Source organism: Lottiidibacillus patelloidae (assembly GCF_002262935.1).
Lineage (GTDB): Bacteria > Bacillota > Bacilli > Bacillales > SA5d-4 > Lottiidibacillus > Lottiidibacillus patelloidae.
On sequence record NZ_NPIA01000003.1, the window covers coordinates 219,298 to 243,133 of the forward strand.

General features: G+C 33.8%; 29 protein-coding genes and 1 other RNA gene. 20 read left to right on the forward strand and 10 right to left on the reverse strand.

Features of this window, described 5'->3' with window-relative positions:
- The first annotated feature begins 2 nt into the window (after window positions 1-2).
- The 6 genes from CIB95_RS07620 to CIB95_RS07645 all read left to right on the forward strand — a co-directional run bounded on the left by CIB95_RS07620 (window position 3) and on the right by CIB95_RS07645 (window position 4,723).
- Window positions 3-1,265 carry a ribonuclease H-like domain-containing protein gene (locus CIB95_RS07620; protein ID WP_094923909.1) on the forward strand — a complete coding sequence of 421 codons (1,263 nt, stop codon included), beginning with the start codon at window positions 3-5 and terminating at the stop codon, window positions 1,263-1,265.
- A 335-nt stretch (window positions 1,266-1,600) separates the two neighbouring features.
- The gene (locus tag CIB95_RS07625; RefSeq protein WP_233143961.1) at window positions 1,601-1,903 is read left to right on the forward strand and encodes a CotD family spore coat protein; all 303 of its coding nucleotides are present in this window, start codon (window positions 1,601-1,603) and stop codon (window positions 1,901-1,903) included.
- 95 nt (window positions 1,904-1,998) lie between these two features.
- Window positions 1,999-2,568 carry a DUF1273 domain-containing protein gene (locus CIB95_RS07630; protein ID WP_094923913.1) on the forward strand — a complete coding sequence of 190 codons (570 nt, stop codon included), beginning with the start codon at window positions 1,999-2,001 and terminating at the stop codon, window positions 2,566-2,568.
- Window positions 2,569-2,651: 83 nt separating this feature from the next.
- Window positions 2,652-2,957, forward strand: coding sequence for a cell division regulator GpsB (gene gpsB, locus CIB95_RS07635; protein WP_094923915.1), 306 nt, complete (start codon window positions 2,652-2,654; stop codon window positions 2,955-2,957).
- Window positions 2,958-3,042: 85 nt separating this feature from the next.
- An RNA gene (gene rnpB / locus CIB95_RS07640) (RNase P RNA component class B) lies at window positions 3,043-3,431 on the forward strand.
- Between the two features lie 149 nt (window positions 3,432-3,580).
- A complete protein-coding gene (locus CIB95_RS07645; RefSeq protein ID WP_094923916.1) occupies window positions 3,581-4,723 on the forward strand; it encodes a THUMP domain-containing class I SAM-dependent RNA methyltransferase in 1,143 nt (380 codons plus the stop codon).
- A 73-nt stretch (window positions 4,724-4,796) separates the two neighbouring features.
- On the opposite strand, the gene CIB95_RS07650 is transcribed toward CIB95_RS07645, so the two are convergent.
- Window positions 4,797-5,219, reverse strand: a complete 423-nt coding sequence (locus tag CIB95_RS07650) for a GNAT family N-acetyltransferase (RefSeq protein ID WP_094923917.1) — start codon at window positions 5,217-5,219, stop codon at window positions 4,797-4,799.
- 106 nt (window positions 5,220-5,325) lie between these two features.
- Window positions 5,326-6,945, reverse strand: a complete 1,620-nt coding sequence (locus tag CIB95_RS07655) for an ABC-F family ATP-binding cassette domain-containing protein (RefSeq protein ID WP_094923919.1) — start codon at window positions 6,943-6,945, stop codon at window positions 5,326-5,328.
- A gap of 157 nt (window positions 6,946-7,102) precedes the next feature.
- Between CIB95_RS07655 and CIB95_RS07660 the strand changes: the two genes are divergently transcribed.
- Window positions 7,103-7,591 carry a hypothetical protein gene (locus tag CIB95_RS07660; RefSeq protein ID WP_094923921.1) on the forward strand — a complete coding sequence of 163 codons (489 nt, stop codon included), beginning with the start codon at window positions 7,103-7,105 and terminating at the stop codon, window positions 7,589-7,591.
- A 27-nt stretch (window positions 7,592-7,618) separates the two neighbouring features.
- On the opposite strand, the gene CIB95_RS07665 is transcribed toward CIB95_RS07660, so the two are convergent.
- Entirely contained in the window at window positions 7,619-8,191 is a 573-nt protein-coding gene (locus CIB95_RS07665) for a GNAT family N-acetyltransferase (protein WP_094923923.1), read from the reverse strand.
- A 141-nt stretch (window positions 8,192-8,332) separates the two neighbouring features.
- Here CIB95_RS07665 and CIB95_RS07670 point away from each other — a divergent pair, with 141 nt between their 5' ends.
- Both CIB95_RS07670 and CIB95_RS07675 read left to right on the forward strand, forming a co-directional pair.
- Window positions 8,333-10,270, forward strand: coding sequence for an ATP-dependent DNA helicase (locus tag CIB95_RS07670; RefSeq protein ID WP_094923924.1), 1,938 nt, complete (start codon window positions 8,333-8,335; stop codon window positions 10,268-10,270).
- Between the two features lie 213 nt (window positions 10,271-10,483).
- On the forward strand, window positions 10,484-12,004 hold the full coding sequence (locus tag CIB95_RS07675; RefSeq protein WP_094923926.1) for a carboxypeptidase M32: 1,521 nt from the start codon (window positions 10,484-10,486) through the stop codon (window positions 12,002-12,004).
- A 51-nt stretch (window positions 12,005-12,055) separates the two neighbouring features.
- Here CIB95_RS07675 and CIB95_RS07680 read toward each other — a convergent pair whose 3' ends face one another.
- A complete protein-coding gene (locus CIB95_RS07680; RefSeq protein WP_233143963.1) occupies window positions 12,056-13,660 on the reverse strand; it encodes an MDR family MFS transporter in 1,605 nt (534 codons plus the stop codon).
- Between the two features lie 258 nt (window positions 13,661-13,918).
- Here CIB95_RS07680 and CIB95_RS07685 point away from each other — a divergent pair, with 258 nt between their 5' ends.
- The 3 genes from CIB95_RS07685 (at window position 13,919) to CIB95_RS07695 (ending at window position 15,436) form a co-directional block, all read left to right on the forward strand.
- On the forward strand, window positions 13,919-14,581 hold the full coding sequence (locus CIB95_RS07685) for a hypothetical protein (protein WP_233143965.1): 663 nt from the start codon (window positions 13,919-13,921) through the stop codon (window positions 14,579-14,581).
- Between the two features lie 128 nt (window positions 14,582-14,709).
- Window positions 14,710-14,934: a hypothetical protein gene (locus CIB95_RS07690; protein WP_142296479.1), complete on the forward strand. Its 225-nt coding sequence runs from the start codon at window positions 14,710-14,712 to the stop codon at window positions 14,932-14,934.
- Window positions 14,935-15,025: 91 nt separating this feature from the next.
- Window positions 15,026-15,436: a DUF1761 domain-containing protein gene (locus CIB95_RS07695; protein ID WP_094923929.1), complete on the forward strand. Its 411-nt coding sequence runs from the start codon at window positions 15,026-15,028 to the stop codon at window positions 15,434-15,436.
- 40 nt (window positions 15,437-15,476) lie between these two features.
- Here CIB95_RS07695 and CIB95_RS07700 read toward each other — a convergent pair whose 3' ends face one another.
- The 3 genes from CIB95_RS07700 to CIB95_RS07710 all read right to left on the reverse strand — a co-directional run bounded on the left by CIB95_RS07700 (window position 15,477) and on the right by CIB95_RS07710 (window position 16,962).
- Entirely contained in the window at window positions 15,477-16,250 is a 774-nt protein-coding gene (locus CIB95_RS07700) for a class I SAM-dependent methyltransferase (RefSeq protein WP_094923930.1), read from the reverse strand.
- 99 nt (window positions 16,251-16,349) lie between these two features.
- Window positions 16,350-16,658 carry a hydrolase gene (locus tag CIB95_RS07705; protein ID WP_094923932.1) on the reverse strand — a complete coding sequence of 103 codons (309 nt, stop codon included), beginning with the start codon at window positions 16,656-16,658 and terminating at the stop codon, window positions 16,350-16,352.
- A gap of 70 nt (window positions 16,659-16,728) precedes the next feature.
- Window positions 16,729-16,962, reverse strand: a complete 234-nt coding sequence (locus CIB95_RS07710) for a hypothetical protein (RefSeq protein WP_094923933.1) — start codon at window positions 16,960-16,962, stop codon at window positions 16,729-16,731.
- A gap of 202 nt (window positions 16,963-17,164) precedes the next feature.
- Between CIB95_RS07710 and CIB95_RS07715 the strand changes: the two genes are divergently transcribed.
- A complete protein-coding gene (locus CIB95_RS07715) occupies window positions 17,165-18,007 on the forward strand; it encodes a hypothetical protein (protein WP_094923935.1) in 843 nt (280 codons plus the stop codon).
- On the opposite strand, the gene CIB95_RS07720 is transcribed toward CIB95_RS07715, so the two are convergent.
- Window positions 17,985-18,707: a YwaF family protein gene (locus CIB95_RS07720; protein WP_094923936.1), complete on the reverse strand. Its 723-nt coding sequence runs from the start codon at window positions 18,705-18,707 to the stop codon at window positions 17,985-17,987. The genes CIB95_RS07715 and CIB95_RS07720 overlap by 23 nt on opposite strands.
- Window positions 18,708-18,754: 47 nt before the next feature.
- Window positions 18,755-18,946 carry a DUF5370 family protein gene (locus CIB95_RS07725; protein ID WP_094924221.1) on the reverse strand — a complete coding sequence of 64 codons (192 nt, stop codon included), beginning with the start codon at window positions 18,944-18,946 and terminating at the stop codon, window positions 18,755-18,757.
- 134 nt (window positions 18,947-19,080) lie between these two features.
- Between CIB95_RS07725 and CIB95_RS07730 the strand changes: the two genes are divergently transcribed.
- The 7 genes from CIB95_RS07730 to CIB95_RS07760 all read left to right on the forward strand — a co-directional run bounded on the left by CIB95_RS07730 (window position 19,081) and on the right by CIB95_RS07760 (window position 22,761).
- A complete protein-coding gene (locus CIB95_RS07730) occupies window positions 19,081-19,281 on the forward strand; it encodes a DUF1657 domain-containing protein (RefSeq protein ID WP_094923938.1) in 201 nt (66 codons plus the stop codon).
- Between the two features lie 89 nt (window positions 19,282-19,370).
- Window positions 19,371-19,808, forward strand: a complete 438-nt coding sequence (locus tag CIB95_RS07735) for a YhcN/YlaJ family sporulation lipoprotein (protein WP_094923939.1) — start codon at window positions 19,371-19,373, stop codon at window positions 19,806-19,808.
- A 13-nt stretch (window positions 19,809-19,821) separates the two neighbouring features.
- Window positions 19,822-20,301: a stage V sporulation protein AC gene (spoVAC, locus tag CIB95_RS07740; RefSeq protein WP_094923941.1), complete on the forward strand. Its 480-nt coding sequence runs from the start codon at window positions 19,822-19,824 to the stop codon at window positions 20,299-20,301.
- Window positions 20,302-21,312: a stage V sporulation protein AD gene (gene spoVAD, locus CIB95_RS07745; protein WP_094923942.1), complete on the forward strand. Its 1,011-nt coding sequence runs from the start codon at window positions 20,302-20,304 to the stop codon at window positions 21,310-21,312.
- The gene (spoVAE, locus tag CIB95_RS07750) at window positions 21,312-21,668 is read left to right on the forward strand and encodes a stage V sporulation protein AE (protein ID WP_198949178.1); all 357 of its coding nucleotides are present in this window, start codon (window positions 21,312-21,314) and stop codon (window positions 21,666-21,668) included. The genes spoVAD and spoVAE overlap by 1 nt, the downstream gene beginning before the upstream one ends.
- Before the next feature lie 10 nt (window positions 21,669-21,678).
- The gene (locus CIB95_RS07755; RefSeq protein WP_094923945.1) at window positions 21,679-21,885 is read left to right on the forward strand and encodes a DUF1657 domain-containing protein; all 207 of its coding nucleotides are present in this window, start codon (window positions 21,679-21,681) and stop codon (window positions 21,883-21,885) included.
- An 18-nt stretch (window positions 21,886-21,903) separates the two neighbouring features.
- Window positions 21,904-22,761: a DUF421 domain-containing protein gene (locus tag CIB95_RS07760; protein ID WP_094923947.1), complete on the forward strand. Its 858-nt coding sequence runs from the start codon at window positions 21,904-21,906 to the stop codon at window positions 22,759-22,761.
- A gap of 38 nt (window positions 22,762-22,799) precedes the next feature.
- Here the strand turns inward: CIB95_RS07760 and CIB95_RS07765 are convergent, their stop codons facing one another.
- Entirely contained in the window at window positions 22,800-23,711 is a 912-nt protein-coding gene (locus tag CIB95_RS07765; protein WP_233143966.1) for a carbohydrate kinase family protein, read from the reverse strand.
- Window positions 23,712-23,836: the final 125 nt, after the last annotated feature.

A 23,836-nucleotide genomic window follows, 5' to 3' on the forward strand; every position in this document is an offset into this window, starting at 1 on the left:
CGATGTCGCTTAAAAATAAATTAACTAGATATAGAAAAGAGTTAACTTCAGAAAAGACTAGTTCTGAAACAGGAGAGAATAACAACTTTTTGAAAGATGATTTAGAATCATATTTATCATTTTGGAGGGACTTAAACGCTCTTGAATATAAAATTGATGAATCATCTTGTTTGGTTCGTGAGGTAGAGTATCCTCTTAACTATAAGCATGGATTGTACGAACTAAGTAGGTTTCACGATGTTGTGGCGCGTTGGCAACAGTCAGGCGTCGCACATCCATTATCATCGGCAAATGTGTCACCGAATGAAATTATTTTCTTTGATACAGAAACGACTGGTTTAGGAAGTGCTGCTGGACACATGATTTTTATGTTAGGGACAGCTTCGGTATTAAGGGATCGTGTGCTAATAAAACAGTATTTTTTAACCGGACCAGGTTCAGAGATTGCCTTTTATAAAAAGTTTTTAGCAGATATAACAAGTCTAGAATCGTTAGTAACTTATAATGGGAAGTCATTTGATTGGCCAAAACTAAAAACAAGACATACTATGCTAAAGAAAGAATTACCAACGTTACCTAAATTTGCCCATTTTGATCTATTACATGCGGCGAGGAGATTTTGGAAAAAAACTTTGCCTGATGTTAAACTAGCAACGATTGAAAAACAAATATTAGGTATTTCAAGAAATGGAGATACTCCAGGATATTTAGCACCTATCTATTACTTTGACTACTTAAAAACCGGGAACCCAAGCCTTTTAAAAGGTGTGTTTGAGCATAATGAAATAGATGTCCTTTCTTTAATAACATTATATACACACTTATCGGAACTACTCCTAGAGGACTTAAAAGAAGAAGGAAATACAAGTAGTGAATTGATAGAAGTAGCTAAATGGTTTGAGCAAAATGGAGAAAATACCGAAGCAATATCAAAATACCAGCAGTTGATCACTACAAATCACCATAGAAAAAAGGAAGCTTTGAAAGCATTAGGATTCCTATATAAAAAAGTAGGAAATAGTAAAGAATCGATTAGTTACTTTAGGCAGTATATGCTTGAAAATAACACGTACGATGTAAATGTTGGGATTGAACTTGCAAAGCTTTATGAACATAAAGAGAAAGATATTAATAAGGCTACAAATTATGCTGTTGATTCGTATAAAGAATGGAAAAAACAGAAGAGGATTTTTAAAACGAAACAACAAAAGATGGAAGAGATGTTTATTAAAAGAATTGAACGATTAAAGAGAAAAATGAAATAATGTTTTATTTCCCCGGTAAGCGCAAAATATGAACTATTTCGAGAGTATATTTAAATAATACAATCAAAACAATCATTATTTTATTACTTTTTGTCGAATTTTAGATAAAAATACCAACGAGTTAATTATGCCTTATTTGAATTTACATTTTGTAACAGGGCGATTACTAAAAACGAATATCAAGGTTAATATTTAATGAAAGACGGAATAATCATTATAATTTATAAAAATAGTGTTAATTAGGCGTGATTTAGGCATTTGCAATAGTACATGTACACCTTTTTCAACATAAGTTACTAGTGAACACAACAAATTAGAAAAAGGAGATGGAAAGATTGCATTGCCATAAACCAAAAGGACCAATTGTTCACCCTAAAAAGACATGTGTGAAGCATATTTGCCACCCGCATGTTGTCGATCATATTCACCCAAGTGAAACAATTTATAAGCACCACCATGTTTACACTCATAAACACCATTACCCACATCATGAGTGTCATACTTGTGAAGTTTCACATCAACATCAACAATGTGGATATCCTAAGTGTCCAGCACCGGACCATCATTATATGAAGCCACATGGGATGGGACACCAAATGCCTCAACCTATGCCTCGTCGTCCATTCTTTGGATGGTAAACGACTAATTAAGGACTGGTCTTTAGGCCGGTCTTTTTTTCTTGTTAATAATTTTATATGATTTACAATATACATAGAAGGGTGGTGTACAATTCATGAAAGTGGTTTTAGTTACTGGTTACAAAGCTCATGAATTGGGGATATTCGATAATAAGCACCCCGGTGTAAGAATTATAAAACAAGTAGTGAAGACTAAACTCATTTCGTTAATTGAAGAAGGACTTGAGTGGGTTATAATCAGTGGACAACCTGGTGTAGAAATTTGGGCGGGTGAATGCGTAGTTGAACTAAAGGAAAAGTACGAAAATCTTAAACTAGGTGTATTGACACCATTTTTTAATCAAGAAGAACGCTGGAAAGATGACGCAAAGGAACGATACAACCAATTGTTATTAGAAGCGGATTTTGTTGATAGTATTTCAAAAAAACCATATGAAGACCCAAGTCAATTACGTATAAAAAATCAATACTTAGTAAGTAAGACGGATGGTTTAGTTATTCTATATGATGAAGATAAGCCAGGATCCCCAAGTTATTATTTGACAGAAGCTCAGAAGCGGTACGAAAATGATGAAAATTATCCTATTCTTTACATTACTCCATATGATATTGAAAGTGCAGCAGAACTCGAAAATGAAAATGATCCAAATTATTGGGTACAATAACACATAACAATTGACAATTTATAATGCAAATGAAACAATAATAGAATATGAAGGGTAATGCCTGTATTGAGGTGAAATAAAGATTGAAAACAGGAAATATCGAACTTACAGCCAAGGACATATTGGAGAAAGACTTTAAAACGAGTATTCGTGGCTATAATCAAGATGAGGTTGATCAATACTTAGACTTAGTAATCAAGGATTATGAAACTTTACATCAAGAAATTAGCCGCCTGGAGCAAGAAAATTTAAGGTTAAAAAAGGAAATTGAACAAGGTAGTAAAGTGGAAGCAACTACTAAGCATGTTGGCACAACCAACTATGATATTTTAAAACGATTATCAAATTTGGAAAGACATGTATTCGGAAGCAAGTTAGATAACAACTAATTATTGGAATTAATTACAAATGAAACAGTATTGATTTTTATGACGCTAGATAATATAATAAGTATTGTCGCTATGACGACCAAAAATGTTCGGGCAATCGCTGCATCACTTTGTGATGTTGAGGAAAGTCCATGCTCGCACGATCTGTAATGATCGTAGTGTTCGTGCCTAGCCAATAAATAAGCTAGGGTAGTTCGGTTTCAACTGGACTAACGGCAAGGGAACTTCCTAAGTCTTCGGATATGGTTTAGTACCTTTGAAAGTGCCACAGTGACGAAGTCCTATTGGAAACGGTAGGAGTGGAACGAGGTAAACCCCACGAGCGAGAAACCCAAACGATGGTAGGGGCATCTACTCAAAGGAATAAAACGGAGAGTAGGCAAGTAAGATTTCTTACTTGAGATAGATGGTTGCCACCTGAGTACGAGGCGCAAGCCGCTTGCAGTACGACGGAACAAAACATGGCTTACAGAACATTTTTGGTTACCGACATTAATTAAAACTTAATTTTTTATATCAAACCTTGCTGATATAGCAAGGTTTTTTTGTTTTCAAACGCATCTATGGTAATATGATGATGACTACATAATTGTATCAATGAAAAGGGAAAAGGAAGTAAAACAATGAAACTTACATTAATAGCAACTGCTGCAATGGGTTTAGAGTCTATTGTTGCCCAAGAAGTTCGCGACTTAGGATTTGAAAATGTTACGGTAGAGAATGGTAAAGTCATTTTTGACGGGGATAAAGATTCAATATGTAAAGCTAATTTATGGTTACGAACTGCAGATCGTGTGAAACTGAGAATTGGTGAATTTAAAGCTACTACCTTTGATGAGTTATTTGAGAAAACGAAGGCTTTACCTTGGGGAGAATTCATCCCTGAATTAGGAGAATTTCCTGTAATCGGAAAATCAGTAAAATCAACATTATATAGCGTCTCTGACTGCCAAGCAATAGTTAAAAAAGCTGTCGTTGAAAGCATGAGAAAAAAGTATAAATATCATCGAATTTCAATGTTTGAAGAGACTGGAGACTTATATCGAATTGAAGTAGCTATTCTAAAGGATGTTGTAACACTTACTCTTGATACTAGTGGGGTTGGTTTACACAAACGTGGCTACAGAGTAGATCAAAATGTTGCGCCATTAAAAGAAACATTAGCAGCTGCATTGATCAAGCTTTCTACTTGGAATGCGAACAGACCTCTTGTTGATCCTTTTTGTGGATCTGGAACTATACCGATTGAAGCGGCTATGATAGGTCAAAATATTGCACCTGGTTTTAACCGTGACTTTGCAAGTTCTTCATGGGATATAATTGGAGAAGAGTCATGGAACCGTGCTTTGGAAGAAGCTGAAGACTTAGCAAATTATGATCAACCTTTAGACATTATGGGCACGGATATCGATTTTAATATTATTGATGTTGCCAAGAATAACGCAGTAGAAGCAGGGTTTGCGGACTTAATTACATTTAAACAAATGCAAGTTACTGATTTACAATCTGAAAAAGAATATGGAGTTATTGTTTGTAACCCACCATATGGAGAACGATTAGGTGAAAGAGAAGACGTTGAGAAAATGTACCATGAAATGGGTAAAACCTTTGAAAAATTAGATACTTGGTCAAAATATATTATTACTTCTCATAAAGACTTCGAAAGATTGTATGGGAAGAAGGCTACAAAAAGAAGAAAGCTATTTAACGGTTTTATCGAAACACAATATTATCAATATTGGGGACCGAGACCTCCAAGAAATTAGGTACTAGCAACAAACACCTTAAACTAATAAAATCATTAGTTTAAGGTGTTTCTTAATTAAAGCAGCGTTATTTTTATAAATCTTTTTTTAAGTAATAATGTTTGTGGTCTCGCCCTACATTATTTATTTCACCAAAAACTTCGTACCCATGTTTCTCATAGAAATCTAGAGCTTGAAAGCTAAGTGTATCTAGTTTAATAAAGTCACACTTTTTACGTGTTGCAATTTTTTCAGCTTCAAATAATAATTTTGTTCCATACCCCATTTTACGGATGTCTTCGTTAACCATAAGTATATGAATTTCTAGCCAATTCCAACAAATTTCACCTAATAAACCACCCACAACATTTTCATTATTATCGAGAAGAATTAATGATACCTCTTCAAAACGTCCTCTTAAGTCTTCAGATAAATGCTTTATATTATAATCAAATAATTGCTTTTTAATTATATTTTTTGTCTTTTGATCATTCGTGTTTACAATTTGCAATGTCATATAAAGTATCTCCTAATTATGTAGTCGATTTTGTTTGCACTTTTTATTAATTGAAAAACACCCTAGTATTTCTACTAGAGTGTTTCAGTTCTATTATAATTGTACTTTATTTATACATTTCTGCAATTTGTTTTTGTAACTTTGTATCTTCAATGTATTCATCATAAGACATCACTTTATCTACAACACCTTTAGGAGTAATCTCAATTAGGCGGTTTGCAATTGTTTGGACAAACTGATGGTCATGTGAAGTAAATAACATTGAACCTTTGAATTTCGTTAATCCACTATTTAAGGCTGTAATAGACTCTAAATCTAAGTGGTTTGTCGGCTCATCAAGTAACAATACGTTAGCATTGCTTAACATCATTTTAGATAGCATACAACGTACTTTTTCTCCACCTGATAAGACACTCGCTTTTTTCAACACTTCTTCTCCAGAGAATAACATTCTACCTAAGAAACCACGTAAAAAGCTTTCTGATTGATCATTTGGTGAGAATTGACGTAACCAATCAACAAGGTTTAAATCACAACCCTCGAAGAATTTTGAATTATCTTTAGGGAAATACGCCTGAGAAGTTGTAACACCCCATTTGAATGTTCCACTGTCTGGCTCCATTTCACCCATTAAGATTTTAAAGAGCGTAGTATTTGCTAATTCATTTTTTCCTACTAAAGCAATTTTATCGTCTTTATTCATAACGAAGCTAACATTATCAAGCACTTTTTCTCCATCGATTGTTTTAGAAATGCCATCAACGAATAATAAGTCGTTTCCAATTTCTCGTTCCGGAGTAAAGCCTACAAAAGGATATCTTCTTGAAGAAGGCTTAATATCGTCAAGTGAAATTTTTTCGAGCATTTTTTTACGAGATGTCGCTTGTTTAGATTTGGAAGCATTGGCACTGAATCGCGCAATAAAGTTTTGTAGTTCTTTAACTTTTTCTTCCTTTTTCTTGTTCGCATCTTGCGCCATTTTTAATGCTAATTGACTTGATTCATACCAGAAATCATAGTTTCCAACATAAACTTGAATCTTTCCAAAGTCTAAATCAGCAATGTGTGTACAAACTTTGTTTAAAAAATGACGATCATGGGAAACAACTATTACAGTGTTTTCGAAGTTTATTAAAAACTCTTCTAACCATTGGATTGCTTTAATGTCTAAATGGTTTGTTGGCTCATCTAGTAATAGTACGTCAGGGTCACCAAATAATGCTTGTGCAAGTAAGACTTTTACTTTTTCAGAGCCAGTGATGTCTGCCATTTTTTTGTTGTGTAGTTCTTCAGTAATTCCTAATCCTTTTAATAATACAGCTGCACTTGATTCTGCTTCCCAACCGTTAAGTTCAGCAAATTCACCTTCAAGTTCTGCAGCTTTCATACCGTCTTCTTCTGAGAAATCGGCTTTCATATAAATGGCATCTTTTTCTTGCATAACTTCATATAAACGTTCGTGACCCATCATAACAACTTTAAGTACTTCTTCTTCTTCGTATTCAAAGTGGTTTTGCTTTAGGACAGCTAAACGTTCACCTGGTCCTAGGTGTACATCACCTGATTGTGCTTCTATTTCACCTGATAATATTTTAATAAATGTCGATTTACCAGCACCATTTGCGCCAATAAGACCGTAGCAATTACCAGGAGTAAATTTAATATTTACATCTTCAAATAGCTTGCGATCTGCAAATCGTAAGCTTACGTTACTAACTGTTATCATAACTGTAATTCCTCCAATAGCTTTGTCTACGAAATTATATCATCATTTTGCCTTAATAGAAACATATTAAGCGTTTAACCGTTCCATTTCTAAGATAGGTCTTTTTTAAATTTAAGTACATATAAGTGGTATTGGGAGAAATATAGGAGGTATAAGGATGGACAAGTATGTAAGCAAAAGTTATCTAGAAAAAGATAGAGAGGATGAGCTTTTTCTAAGAATTGCCCAAGTTAGTCAGCAAATAGAGATCATTGGCCTAGCTGTACTTGATAAGAACAAAGGAGGAAAGGAAGTTTTCGAGCGCTTAGAGATAATAAGACAGTTATTTGCTTGGTATGTAAATGGTGATTGTGAAGAAAGTTGGAAAAGGAAGATTCAAGAATTGCCCAAGCTACTAACCTTTAATGAGAAATTACAACTGATATCGACTTTATATATATGTACAAACATAGTAACTCGGTTGCAAGATATATTGTTGCCTTGGAAGGATGAGCATAGTATGAAAAACATCAACGTTCATATCACTAACGAAATTAGCCTAAAACTTATGTTTTTGAACGAGTTACTAGAAAGTTATAATGTGAAAAAGGAATACCCTCATTTAATAAAGGAAGCTTGTGATCCTAAAGATTGGTTTATGAATTAAGGGGGCTACTTTGGTATGGAAGTAGCCTCACTTTAAGTTTGATTTTTCGATGATACTGTAGACGAGAGTGTTTCGTAATTTTCCATGAGAATTAAGATCTTCGTTCCTAAGGGTTCCTTCGAGCATATACCCTAACTTTTCAGGGATCTTTTTACTTCGTTCATTTTGTTCATCACAGCGAATTTCTACACGGTTTGCTGCTAACTGATCAAATGCAAATTGTGTTAACCCTCGAATTGCTTCAATCATATATCCCTTTTGTGCTTCGCTTGTTCTAATCCAATAACCAATTTCAAATTTCCTCACTTGCCAATCCATTCTGTGAAGTCCTGTTGAGCCAATAAAGTTACCATTTTCTTTATGAAAGATATGCATTCTTAAATCTGAACGTAAAATAAAGTTGGAGTAAGATTGCCTGACACTGATTTCTGATTTTTCTTTCGTTTGTTCACCGTTTGCGAAAGGGAGCCAAACTTTTAGTTCTTCAATAGATTCAATTACTGCATCATACACATATGCCCCGTCACCAGGTAATGGCATCCGTATTTTCAAACGTTCTGTTTCAAATTCTTGTGGAAAATCTATTAATATAGGATCCATTCCCAATCCTCCTTCATAGTTTTGTATATTTAACCATAAAATGTTAGGGAGAACAACCATTTTAACTAGAAATGTTGACAGAACTTATTTTCTTACACATAATCAACATTTAAGGGTTAATTGATAACGGAGGTAAATGAATTGTTACAAAGAAAAAAACTACCATTTGAATATAATAAGGATAGATCATTTTTTGAATCATTAGGGGATTGGATCGGTGACGTCTTCTACGACATTATGCCTGAACATGGTTTTGAGCTACGTGATGAACAAATATTTATGGCCTTTCAGCTTGAACGAGCTTTTCAAGAAAAAAAAGTAATGCTCTCAGAAGCAGGAGTAGGAACAGGGAAAACAATCGTATATTTGTTGTATGCGATTTGTTATGCAAGGTATACGGGAAAACCTGCCATTATTGCCTGTGCCGATGAATCTTTAATAGAGCAACTCGTAAAACCTGATGGTGATATTGCTAAAATAGATAAGATGTTACATTTAAACATAGATGCTCGACTTGCTAAGTCAGATGAGCAATATTTATGTATTAAAAAACTAGAGCAAAAGATAAATATGCCTGAACATAAAGGAAGTACTTTTGGTGACATCTACAAAGAGCTTCCTGAATTCGCAAAGAAACAAGGAACGATGCAAACATTTGAACCATATGGTGATCGAAAACAGTACCCAGATTTAAAAGATGAAAAATGGCAACATATTAATTGGGATGTTTTTCAAAATTGCACGCTTTGTGATGTGAGACATCGCTGTGGTAAAACTTTAACTCGTGAACATGTGAGAAATTCTAGTGATATCATTATTTGTTCACACGATTATTACATGCAGCATGTATGGACGAGTGACGCCAGAAAAAGAGAGGGGCAATTACCACTATTGCCTGAATACTCTTCTGTAGTATTTGATGAAGGACATCTTTTGGAAGTTTCCGCTCAAAAAGCATTATCTTATAAAATGAAAGATTATGTTTTAATTGAACTTTTCGAAAGGTTATTACAAAACGATATTAGAGAAAAGTTTGCCCTACTAATGGAAGAATTCGTGGAAACAATTGACGTGTTCTTTGAAGTACTTGAAACGAGTAGCAAACGTATCGAAGGGTCCAATCGAATGACAGTTAATTTGGACGAGCAATTACAAGGAGTAGCATTAAAATTAAAACAATTAGTTTCTACTATCGGTGATGAGCTTGTATTTGAGAGTGAAACATTTGTTTTAGATGAATACGAAACAAAAGTAATTGATGAACATTTAGATGAGATGATGTATGCATTAACACTGCTTCTTGGTGAGAATGATGCAATTATTTGGTCAGAAGAAGATGAAGATGGTTTTACATTAATCACAATGCCAAAAACAGTGAAAGAAGTTTTGCGTGATAAAGTTTTCCAAAACAAAAAACCATACATCTTCTCATCTGCAACGTTATCTGAAAATGAATCATTCAATTACGTTACTAATAGCTTAGGTATAGATGACTATTTATCCTTTTCAGTGGCTTCACCATTTAATTATGAAGAAAACATGACTGTTAATGCACCATTTATTAAATCGTCTAATGCTAAAATAGAAGCATTAAATGAATCGATAAAACAATCTGAAGGTAGAGCACTGGTATTATGTAATTCAAAAAAAGAATTACAAGAGCTAAGAGATGGTTTAAAAAGTAATTTACCTTGGGAGCTATTTGTTGAAGGGGAAAAGGAAATCACTGCACTAATTGAAAAGTTCCAAAAAGATGAGCATAGTATTTTATGTGCAAAATCATTATGGGAAGGCCTAGATATACCAGGAAATGCACTTAAAAATGTTATTATTTATTCCTTACCATTTCCTCCTAATGATCCTGTTTTTGAAGCTAAGAGGGCAGAAAGTGGCGATCCATATTGGGAAATTGATGTTCCATATATGTTGCTTCGCTTGCGACAAGGAATTGGTCGATTAATTAGAACAAGTAATGATAGTGGTAGTATTGTCATTTTAGATGAGAAACTTTTAGATGACAAAAAGCTATTAGAAAAAGTAAAAGGAATTTTACCAAATGGCGTAGCGCTTGAGAATTAACATAATTTATATAAATTATCAAAAGGTAGTAAGCCTCATTTTTGGCTAACTACCTTTTTTAACGATTAGTAAACAATCTGTTATGTGCTGGGAAGCGTCGGAATATTTAGAGTTATGTTATATTAAACTAATGAATAGGATGAATAACTGCTTTCATAGCCTAGCATCTAATGATAAAATGAGACTGTATATGTCATAAGGAGTGAATTTCACATGAATAAAACAATTCAAGAGATTGAGGCTAGTTTTTTAGAATTTGTAAATAAGATGTCTTCATATAATGAAGCGCTTGGCTTAATATATTGGGACTTACGCACAGGAGCTCCAAAAAAAGGGATGGAGCAACGTTCTGAAGTAATCGGAGTTTTATCCTCAGAAGTTTTTGCAATGTCTACATCGGAAGAAATGGGTCTTTACATAGAACAGCTATCAGATGAAAAAGTGCAAGATGAACTATCAGAAATTACTAGAAAAACAGTGGAAGATTGTAAGAAACAATACGATCGCAATATGAAGGTTCCTGCAAATGAATATAGAGAATATGTTATTCTCCAGTCACAAGCAGAAACAATATGGGAAGAAGCGAAGGAAGTTTCAGATTTTGAGATGTTTCGCCCTTATTTAGAAAAACTTGTTGCCTTCAATAAAAAGTTTATTTCTTACTGGGGATATGATGGAAACCCATATAATACATTACTTGATATGTATGAGCCTGGTGTAACTGTAGAAATGATTGATAAAGTATTTGGACAGTTGCGCGAAAATATTGTGCCTTTAGTAAAAGAAATAGCAGAAAATGGTGAAAGGCCAGAAACAGACTTCTTATTTAAACACTTTCCAATGGAAAGTCAGGAGAAATTTAGCCACTTTGTTCTTGAAGAGATGGGATTCGATTTTGAAGCAGGACGTCTAGATACTACTGTACATCCGTTTGCAACTGGACTAAATCCTGGTGACGTTCGAGTGACTACGAAGTATGATGAGAATGATTTCCGTACAGCAGTTTTCGGTACAATTCATGAAGGTGGTCATGCGCTTTATGAACAAAACATTTCAAAATCATTAATTGGGACGCCTCTTTGTGATGGAACGTCAATGGGAATTCATGAGTCGCAATCATTATTCTGGGAAAACTTTGTTGGTCGTCATAAAGGATTCTGGATGAAAAATTTCGAAAAACTGAAAAGTAGTAATCCTGGTCAATTTGATGGACTAACGTTAGATGAATATTACCGAGCAATTAATGAGTCAAAACCTTCATTAATTCGTATTGAAGCTGATGAATTAACATATCCCCTTCACATTATGATTCGTTATGAAATTGAAAAAGGATTATTTAATGATGAAATAGAGGTAAAGGACTTACCTACTGTTTGGAATGAAAAGATGCAAGAGTATTTAGGAGTAGTCCCTGCTAATGATGGTGAGGGTGTACTACAAGATGTGCATTGGGCTGGTGGTTCGTTTGGTTATTTCCCATCCTATGCATTAGGTTATATGTATGCTGCGCAAATAAAACAAGCAATGATGCAAGACTTTCCTAACTACGATGAAATGATAGCAGAAGGTAAGTTAATTGAGATTAAGCAATGGTTAACAGAAAACATTCATAAATATGGAAAATTAAAAAAACCATTAGAAATATTAAAAGATGTCACAGGCGAAGAGCTAAATGCAGAACATTTAATTTCTTACTTAAATAATAAGTACCGTGACGTTTATCGTTTATCATAATTAATTACAAAGGAAAAAGGCTCAGAATGAGCCTTTTTTTCTACTTTTTATTTAATGATTTTCCGTTATCTCATTATTTTTTCTATTCTTGTTAAATGTTCGAAGCGGTATTTCATCTAAAAATATTGTCATAACAAAAGCAGTAAAAATTACAATTCCTCCAGCGAAAAAAACACCTGTTAACGAGTAACTTAGCGCTTCAGTAAGCACTAAAAGTAAATTGTTAAAAGTACTCAACAATGCTTCCGGTAAACTTTCTTGCACTTTTTGAAGTTGTTCAGGATTAATTAGTAGCTGAGGACTTTGTATATTTTCTATTCTTTCACTTAAATGTTCAACTTCACGAGGCATTGAGGCAAATGAACTTTGTAATTTATCATTCATTCGAAAACTCATAATGGCTCCCATAATTGATACACCGACAGTTCCGCCAAGCTGCCTAAATAATTGAGATGAAGCAGTCGCAACTCCTAAATAGCGGTGCTCCACACTATTTTGGATCGTTAATGTAAAAATAGGGAAGCTGATTCCTAAGCCTAAACCAACTATTATCATATTAATAATTGCCGTTATGTTTGTCGTATCCTTGTCCATTAGTGAAAGGGAGAACAAACCTGTACTCATGATTAATAATCCGATTAATGCTAATATTTTATACTTTCCTGTTTTAGATATAAGTTGCCCACTTATCGCACTTGCAAAGACCATACTTAAAGTCATTGGCATTAAAACTAATCCAGAAACAGCAGCTGATGTACCTATTACCCCTTGAACGAAGAATGGCATATACATAATTGCTCCGAACATACCTGCTCCAAGTGTAAATCCAACTAAGTTAGATAGTGTGAAAATTTTATTTTTAAAAAGGAAAAGTGGTAATAGAGGGCTCGCTACTTTATTTTCGATACGTACGAAAATAATGAAAGCTATAATTGATACCGTTAATAAGCCTAATATTTCAACAGAATTCCATTCATATTTTGTACCAGCCCAAGAAAAGGCAAGTAATAATGGGACCATCGTTGCTGTGATAAATAGGGAGCCATAATAATCGATACTTTCTTTTTCTTGTTGCTTTGTAGTCGGAAATAAAAAATAAATTAAAGGTAGTACGATTAGACCTAAAGGTAAAAATACCCAAAATACCCAATGCCAATGAAGGTGGTCGACAATCCAGCCTCCTAAAGTAGGTCCAAATACACTTGCTAAGCCGAATACACCACTCATCATACCTTGCCATTTCCCTCGTTCCCTTGGTGAAAATAGGTCTCCTATAGCAGTAAATGCTGTTGACATGATCATTCCACCACCAAAACCTTGAATCCCACGGAAAATAATTAAATGAGCTATAGTAGTCGAAAGACCAGTTAAAAATGAACCTAAAATAAAGATTAGTAAGCCAATGATTAAAAATGGCTTTCTTCCATAAATATCCGATAATTTTCCAACTAATATTGCAGTTACACTAGAAGTTAGCATGTAAATTGTGAATACCCAACTGAAATATTCCAGCCCACCTAAGTCTGATATGATTCGTGGTAGAGCAGTTCCAACAATCGTTTGGTTTAAAGCAGCAAATAACATGGCTGCCATTATTGCTACCATAATGGTTATTTTCTTCTTTTGATCTAAAAGTTCCATATTTTCTCTTTCCATCACAATCACACCCCTAGTAATAAATAACCATTTTAATCTTTTTGAAGGTATTAGTTATTTTATTATATCATTTACTTCGTAAGACGAAAGAATATGTGATGCATTTTATTTTTTTTAGATAAAAGTAGTTATCTATTGTGCTAATTAAAATAGTTCATAGGTTTTTATCACGATTTACTATCTATTCAGTCCCCAATCACTACCGACCTGCGTATGTTGTAGTAAGTGAAATTACATCAAGGAATGGCGGTGGTGAAAATGAAACCGAAGTTTAAGGTCGGTGATAAAGTCGTCATAACTTCATACGGTACAATAGGTACGATAACTCATGTTGAACATTATAATGGCATTTATTTTTATAAAGTGAATAGCAGTGAAGTTCTCTTTACTAGTAGTGAACTAAAATTAGCTGATGAATCGGATACAAGTATTTATAAAGAAGATGACGTCATCAACATTGAGTATAAGTTTAATTTCGGCGACATCGTACTTGTCGATGGGTATGAAGACGACCTTTTTAAAGTTGTTGGTTATCGTACAGAAATGTGGCGCTATCCAAATGATTCATGGGAAGTCGTAATTTATGAATTATCTCGAATAACGGACGGAGAATGGCTTGAAGCAGAAGAAGAAGAAATGACATTTATATCCAGTCAAAAAAATATCGGAGATCTGCAATTGTTAAAAAATTATTCAAACTTAACAAATGTAAAAAAAAATCAAACGAAAAAACGGACGGATCAAAAAGAATTGCCACATGGTGTAATGAAGACGACAAAAGAAGAAAAAATTAATGAAATAGATGAGTTATTAGATATGTACAACGACTATAAATGGCTATTTGAACATTTCGGTGATACAGATTATAAAAAGAAGTTAAAGCGAATATTGACACAACTTCGTGATAAGTTAGGAAAGTGAGGAGTTTGTGGAACATTTAGTCATGTTCTACAAACTTCTTTTTAACTTAGGAAGAGCTTTTGCATAATTTAACCCATTTCGTGAGAAAAATATAGTAAGAAATAGACTTAGAAATGGGTGATTAAGAAGTGGAATTGTTAATGGACGTGTTAAAAGCTTTGATCGTTCTCTTAATCGTTGTTCTTCTAGCTTATACGTGGTGGCTTGGAACACAACAAAGAAAAGGAAAGAATGAAGTGAGTGATGATGTTGTAAAACACCCTGTATTTAGGAATCCTGTCTTCTTTACATATGCATTGTTTGCCGTATTATCTTTAGTGTTCATTTTTATTGTTGCATCCTATTTCAACTAAATAAATATATTGCCTGTCATTCAAAGATTGGCTGCCTTTTTAGTGGTATACTATATACTATACGTATAAAAAGGATACTGGGGCGATAGTTATGTTAGATTTTGAAATTAGTATTTTAGCAATTATTTTAGCAGTAATATCTAATGGGGTAATTGGTGCGCTTTGGTATTCGCCATTATTGTTTGGGAATCGCTGGATTAGTGCGATGGGGAAGAAGAAAGAAGATTTTGATAAAAGTGGTGCAAATATCGGTTATATGTTGACGATGATTGCAGCAATTATTACTGCACTTACTTTAACTTTCTTCATAAACATGATGGAAGTTGTTACCATTGGTGGAGGAGCGTTAATTGGTTTCTTAGCAGGTTTAGGCATTGCTGCGATGAGAGAATTATCACCAACGTTCTTTGAAGGACGAAACATTACGTTATACCTAATTAGTATCAGTTACCACATTTTTTCACTAACGGTAATGGGCATGATTATTGCATATTTCTATTAAAGTAAGAAGGAACTTCAAAGTGAAGTTCCTTCTTTTATTACTAACATTTGGTTGCCTTCGTTGCAATGAATGTTTTTATAAAATTATCAATCATTCTTCTCCCACCAAAGTCATCTTCATAAAAACCTGTAATCATAAACCCTGCATCTATTTGACCCTGAATTTGGTCTTCTAATGTGTGCGCATGCTCAACCGTTCGTTTTGCTTTTATATGCTCTTTTTTTTGCGATTCATTTAAATTAGCAATAGAGTTTGTTGGTATTGAATGTTCTACTTTTAAATTTCCTTTCATTTCCTCGTCATCATTAAAAATAAATAGAAGAGGATTTGTGAACCCAGATATGAGTGTACCATTTCTTTTTAATACTCTGTATGCTTCTTTCCAAACAGGCATTAATTCAGCAACAAATAAGTTAGAGACTGGGTGGACAATGATGTCAAAAGATTCATCCTCAAAAAAATGCAAATTTGTCATACTTCCTTGTATTGTTTCAATAGTTAATTTATCTCTAGTTGCTACAAATTGATCTTGCTCTAGCTGTTTATCGGAAATGTCTACAACAGTAACATCTGCACCAGCAGCAGCTAATATAGGCCCTTGTTGCCCACCACCTGAAGCTAAACAAAGAATTTTAACTCCATTTAAATTTACCGGGAACCACTTTCGCGGAACAGATTTTTCTGTTGTTACTGTGATCTCCCAATCGCCCTGCTTACAGCGTTTGATTGTTTCTTTACTTACCGCCCTTGTATAGGAGACATTTTCGATTACTTTATTATTCCATGCTGTTTTATTTTGTTCAATGATATCCATAGATCTAGAAATTCTCCTTTATCTTTTAACTACAGGAGTAGTTTAACATATGTAAATGATTTATTAGCAAATAAAAAAATGACGCGCTATGCCACGTCATTAATCTAACATTCCCATCGTTTCTATATGTTTTTTTGCTTCGTTATTCCCAAGTTCATAGATTTTTTTATAGATGGCTTTTAATGAATTGTCATATTCATCATTCTCAACATCATGGTGATATTGAATATAAGGAGTATGAGCACGCCAAAAGCTGTGATGAGAAGCTGAATTTGCAGTCTCAAACAATTCACTCAATTGTTCAGCTTCTTCTTCAGTGGCTTGAATTTCAAACTCGTACGAAGACGCCCCTTGATCTTCATGTATTTCTCCTGATCCAACAGTAATGTAAAATGTTTTCCGCTCCATAAAATTCCTCCTAATGAACCTAATCATCCTTATTTTGTACGGAGGGGGCATAAATATACAATTAGATAGTCTATTTCACAAAAACATATTGAATTAAATATGGTGTTAATGCAGTTGCTTGTAAGAGAGAATAGCCAATGCTAAAATACATGCCTAATGTGCTTGAACATGTGGACTGTATTGGTTCAATTGGGGCAGCAACACTATGATCAAGCTTCACTACTGTGTCTTTCAATGGGTTACACGTCACAACAACAACAACATGTCTCCCGTACCATGCAGTCCCAATTTCGTTTTTAGCCATTATTTCGCCTCGCTTTTTTCATATCGTATGTAAGAATTAGTGTGCAAGTGACTGAGATTTATATGTTAGCTATTATATTTTGAATAAAAATTATTTCCAAATGAAAACTAAAGGAAAGATTACTAATTTTTAAAAGAATGCTTACTACATATATTATAGTCACTAAAGTTCTTGAATTTGAAAAGAGATTGGAGCTAATATAGTGCCAAATTACTTCTTCTTTATACTATTAATTATTGTTTCATCATTATTATTCGTCTATACAATTTATAAAACAAAGGAAAAATACATCATTGCTCACTTCTTAGTTATGTCTGGACTTGCTTTTGTTCTAGAATACTTTGTCTTAATTATAGGTAATGGTTATAAGTATTATCCAAATTTTATAGAAAACGCTTTTTATGATAGCTTACTTGGCTCACTTGTGTCACAAGCAGTTGCTATACCAATCGCAGCAACAGTCATTGCTGCTTTTAGACTTAATTTTTTACATATGTTAGCAATTACTGCTGGCTTCATCGCAATCGAAACGTACTTTATACATATAGAGATTTATGAACAATTTTGGTGGGAAACTTATTTTACTGCTGTATTGCTTCCAATTTACTTTTTATTCGGGAAGTTTTGGTTATTGTTACTCCAAAACGTCAAACATACAATTGTACACTATACAACTTTATACTTTATGACGTTAACCCTTAATTCAGTAATTTTGTTTTTTTTAGTATTGCTTTTAAAGACACACGAACTTCAAGTAGGGTGGTATGATAATCCTTATCGCGACCATATCGCTGCAAATTCAATCTATATTATAATTTTATCAGCGATATTTTCCATTCTTATCTTAAAAAAAGTAAGGTGGTATGTGTACTTTATTGTTTTAATAGGCTATAACATCATTGATCACCTAATGGTATGGAATGGCATGCTTGAATTAGCAAATTGGTGGAATGTTTTTTATTTTTCGTTATTAAATCTTACTGATTTGTTAATGGTTTATTTTCTGAATGAGTATTTAAAATTTAAGTATTTCCTTTTCGATTAATAAAATAAAAAGGTGTATATAAAAGGAAAAATGTAACAATAGCAAGGACTTCCAAAGAAATAATGTACCATGGCCACGGACCTAAATAATCAATAATTGATGGATTAACTGGTTTTTTAGAAATGTATAAATAATTACCGTTTACTAATTTATTGAATATTAAGATGAAAATCATATATATATTTAAAATTGCGAATGCTCGGAATAGCGAACGAATTGTTGGTTTATACATGTGTACTATTAAAATGAACATATTTGCAATGACGATTCCACCATGAGAAATAAAGAAATGGACATATCTAAAATGGGGAAACGAAAAGCCACTTATGTCTGGTGTGAAAATTGCATGTAAAGCACTGCCGACTCCGATAAAATAGGTAATTTCAAATACTCGATAGCTTTTTGTCATCAAAAGAATTGCTGAAAGAAGTAGAGAAATACTGCTTATATGAAGCGGTAACGAAGTAGATATATCCCATGCCTCGATATAAAAGAGCCACCATGCAAGGGAAATTTCGGAGATAATTAATATGCTAGCTAATAAGTATCGAACAATGGTATTGACCTGACTTTTTCGCAGAGAAACTCTAAAGTAAAATATAAATAATATTGTAAAAAAAATAATTAGCAGTGTTATGATGTGCACACTTGAAAACAAAACGAAAGGAACATCATATTCGTCAGCAATATATTTATGCATAATCCTCAAAACCTCCAAATGGTAAAAGAGCTGAAAACACAGCTCTTTTAATTTTGTTTACTTTCAAGAAATTGATCGATTAACATTTCAACTTTACTATGACTTGGAACGTCATCTGTATAATGAAATGGCATCTCTTCAATACACTCTCCATTTAAGTAAACATGTAGTGCTCCTTTTTTAGATATTTCACTGTATTCCATTTCAAAAATGTACCCTTCACGCTCAATTGCCCCCACCTTAATCATCCTTTCTTCCTTTTCTATTTTTTGCAAAACGCTTTCAGTTATGAATTCAATAAAATGGAAGTAATAAAAGAAAAGTAATTAGCAATGCTAAGAAGAAATGAGTATATTTTGAAAGGGGAAATAAGATGACAGTAGCTACACAATTAAAGCAAACGTTAGCAGGACTAAAAAGTGCTCAAGCCAGTTTAGAGGGCTTTGCTTTACAAACAGACAACGAGAGTGCAAAACAAGTGTATGAAAATTGTTCAAAACAAGCACAGAATTTAGTTGATACTCTTTCGCAACGTGTACAAGAAATAGAAAAAGAGGAACCACAATATCAATAATGTGAATGATAGGTTGGACATGTTATGAATATGTCCGACCTGTTTAAGGTTTAACGTGTCATAATTTCTTAATCTGTAGGTGAAACTATATGCATAAATTCATAATCATTATCTTTTCTGCAATTAGCTTGATAGGCTGTAATTCTAAAGAGAACGAACTTAATGAGAACAATAAACTCCAAGCTAAGCAAGTGGGTTATTCCAATGTTGCAGATGCGAGTGAAGTTACAAAGAAAATCAATGCCTTAGTTTTGAAAAATAAAGGTGTATATGATGCTATTTCTGTTAAAAGCAATAATCGAATATTGGTAGCACTTAAAATAAAGCAAATGGCAAAACTGCAAAAGAAAAAAATAGAAAAGGAAATTAATCAAAATTTAACTACAACTTTTGCTCCATATGCCATTCACGTCACTACCGATAAGAAAATCTTTTGGGAAATTGAAAAGTTAAATAAAAAGAAAGATAAAACAAATTTAGATGAGGATTTTAATCATTTAATAAAACTAAGTAAAGATAAAACGTAAAAGGGTGAATCTAGTGGCTGATAAACAGAATAAAAAGCTTACACCAACACAACAAGAGTATCAGCAATTTCAAAAGGAACGAGAACCAAAGAGGCCTGTCATAAAAAATTGCTTTCGAGCTTTTTTAGTTGGTGGGTTTATATGTTTTATTGGACAAATTATACAAACGTTATTCGTTTATTATGGTCCTTTTACAGAACAAACTGCTGGCAATCCAACTGTAGCTACGATGATATTTATTTCAATGCTACTGACTGGATTCGGAGTATATGATCATATTGCTCAATTCGGTGGAGCAGGAACAGCTGTCCCTGTAACTGGATTCGGAAATTCCGTCATATCAGCAGCGATCGAACATAAGACAGAAGGATTTGTGTTAGGTGTAGGTGGAAATATATTCAAGTTGGCTGGCCCAGTTATTCTGTTTGGAGTATTCTCAGCTTTTATTATTGCACTAATTAAAACAATTCTTCTTAAAGTAGGTGTTTTGTAAATGCTTCAAGGTAGTCGAACGTGGATATTTGAAAATAAGCCAACTATCTCTGCCACTGGAACAGTTGTTGGTCCATTTGAGGCAAAGGGAAGAATTGCAAAAGATTTTGATCTAATCCATGAAGATCTTTGGTTGGGACAAGACTCATATGAAAAAGCTACGAGAGTGCTTTTTGAAGAAGCTTGCCAAAAAGCAATGGAAAAAGGCAATATACAAAAGGAGCAAGTGCAATTTATTCTAGCTGGTGACTTAATAAATCAAATTACTCCTTCTAGTTTTGCGAGCCGGACTATTGGTGCACCTTATTTTGGTTTATTTGGTGCTTGTTCAACATCCATGGAAGGGTTAGCGTTAGGAGCATTTATTGTTAATGGGCATGGGGCAGACACAATTTTAACTGGATCTGTTAGCCACAATTCTGCTGTTGAAAAGCAGTTTCGCTATCCAACGGAATATGGTGGTCAAAAACCTCCTACAGCGCAATGGACGGTAACAGGGGCTGGTGCAGCTTTAGTAACCAAAGATGGACAAGGACCTTACATAACTTCTGCCACGATAGGTAAAGTTGTAGATATGGGACTAGCTGATCCTTTTAATATGGGTGGTGCTATGGCACCAGCAGCAGTTGATACAATAGAAGCACATTTACAAGAAAGAAATGTAAGCCCTTCTTATTATGACCTTATTGTCACGGGAGACTTGGGTCACGTTGGTAGAGAAATTGCATTGGACCTACTACAAAAACATGGTGTACCTGTTACGAGTGATAACTTTCAAGATTGTGGGTTGCTCATATATAACGAAGATCAACCTGTTATGTCTGGTGGAAGCGGCTCTGGTTGTTCTGCAGTTGTTACATATGGCCACTTACTAAACCGTATGAAAAAAGGAGAACTTAAAAAAATATTAATAGTAGCAACGGGTGCACTTTTATCACCTTTATCCTTTCAACAAAATGAATCTATTCCTTGCATCGCACATGCTGTCTCGATTGAATCTGGAGGTGAATAATAATGGCCATTTTCTTTTGGGCTTTTGTTGTTGGAGGCTTAATATGTGTAATAGGTCAAATTATGTTTGATGTATTTAAACTTACTCCTGCACATACGATGACAACGTTAGTCGTCTCAGGTGCAATTTTAGACGGTTTAGGATTATACGAACCTTTAATTGACTTTGCAGGTGCTGGTGCTACCGTTCCAATTACAAGTTTCGGTAATGCATTAGTGCATGGTGCAATGGAAGAAGCGAATGAACACGGTCTTGTTGGCGTTATTACAGGTATATTTGAAGTTACTTCAGCTGGGATATCAGCAGCAATTATTTTCGCTTTTATTGCAGCTCTAATTTTTAAACCTAAAGGATAGGAGAATTAAGATGACTGTAGCATCACAACTAAAACAGACACTAGTAAATTTACAATCGGCAAAAGCTTCATTTGAAAGTTTGCAAAGCCGGACACATATTGGAAAAGCATCGAATGCATTTGAGGAGGCAAGTAAAGAGTTAAAAGTAATAATTGAAGATATAAAGATGAGAGTAGAACAAATAGAATTTGAAGAACCACAGTACAAAGGAGATTAATAAAAGTGGGGTGTCTAAATGCCTGGTTGGATTGAAATTACATTACGCTCTACTTCTGTCATTATTTTTTTATTTATTTTAACGAAATGGCTCGGGAAAAAACAAATATCTCAATTAACGTTCTTTGAATATATTACGGGAATTACAATTGGTAGCATTGCAGCTGAGGCATCTTTTGATGAAACCTTGAACTTATATCATGGTCTTGTTGCAATGTTTATTTGGGCGTTAATACCGTTTTTAGTCGGTGTAACAGCAATGAAAAGTAAACGTGCAAGGAACTTTTTAGAAGGCAAAGCAACAATTTTAATTAAAGATGGAAAAGTGTTAGAAGACAATTTAAAAAAGGAAAAGTATACAATTGATGAATTGCTTGAGCAGTTAAGAAAATCAAATATATTTTCTATAGAAGATGTGGAATATGCATTACTCGAACCTGGGGGAGATGTAACAGTTTTATTAAAGAAAGAAAATCAACCAGTCACAGCGAAAGACTTGAACCTAGATGTTGCGCCAATCAAACAGCCCGAAACGGTAATAATGGATGGTGTCATTTTAGATGAGCCATTGGCTACTCGTGGATATAATCGGAACTGGTTGCAAAATGAAGTGGACAAACAAGGTGTTGCCATTGAAAACATATTTATCGGCCAATTAAATGAATATGGAGAACTTTTTGTAGATTTATATGATGATAAGATTTCAGTTCAGCCATCAGTAGAGAGGCCGTTATTACTGGCGACTTTAAAGAAAAGTCAAGCAGATCTCGAGTTATACAGTTTATCAACTGAAAACAAAGAAGCTATCCAATTATATAAAAAGAATGCAAAGAAACTTATATCACTTATTAATAAGGTTGAAAAATATTTAACATGAAAAAAACAAGGATGTGAATCTTCCTTGTTTTTTCATGTTTATTTATTTACAAAAATTGGTTCATTTAAAGCATTATCTACACATGAGATTACTCTTTTGGCTGATTTCATTCCGATATTTATTGCTTCTTTTAAGTTCTTTCCTTCAATTAATTGTGAAACAGTTCCCGAGAAAAATGCATCACCAGCACCAGTTGAATCAATCACAGTTATACATTCTGTTGGGATATGACCTACTTCATCATTGTTTAGATCTGCATAAACACATCCTTGCTCACTTAACGTAACAATAGTTAAAGGAGCACCAAGCTTCGCTAAGTCTTTTGCAGCAGTTATTGCCTCTTCTTGATTAGAAATTGTTCTGTGTAAAAGAATCTCAGCTTCTTCTTTGTTACAAATGAAACTTGTTAAACGTGATAATAACTTAATGTTTTTTTGGATTTCACTAAGGTGAGCAGCTAAACCGTAAATTGGAATTTGCTTTTTATTAGATATACTAGTAACATCATCGATAATTTCAAGGGGCATATCCAAATCCATTATTATTGCATCATACTCCGAAAGGTCTTTTTCAAATTGTAAGTATACAGCATCAATTAAATGCCTTTCATCCGGTTGATGGGAAATCGATGTTACTAAATCTCCGTCATTATCAAGTACGGCTAGCCACATTCCCATTCCGTTTTCATCAACTAAATGAACACTTGATGTATCAACATTATGCTTTTCTAATTCTGTAATGACGCCTCTACCTGTCGCATCATCTGTTATACTCGTAACAAATGTCGCTTCCGTTCCTAAAACAGCCATATTTTGTGCGACATTTCTTCCAGTTCCACCATTTGAAAAGATTACGTTTCCTACATTTTTAGCATCTTTATGTGGTGGAGCAAATGAACTTCCTTTTATATCAACGAAAACTTTACCAATTATTAAGACCTTACTCATCATATCACTCACAATCAATCAGAATTATCTACATGGAATGTTGTCTTTTGTCGAATAGTTAGTAAGAATTATAAACCATATATATAAAAGGCTCAATATTTAATATGAAATTTAAACAAGTGTTATTT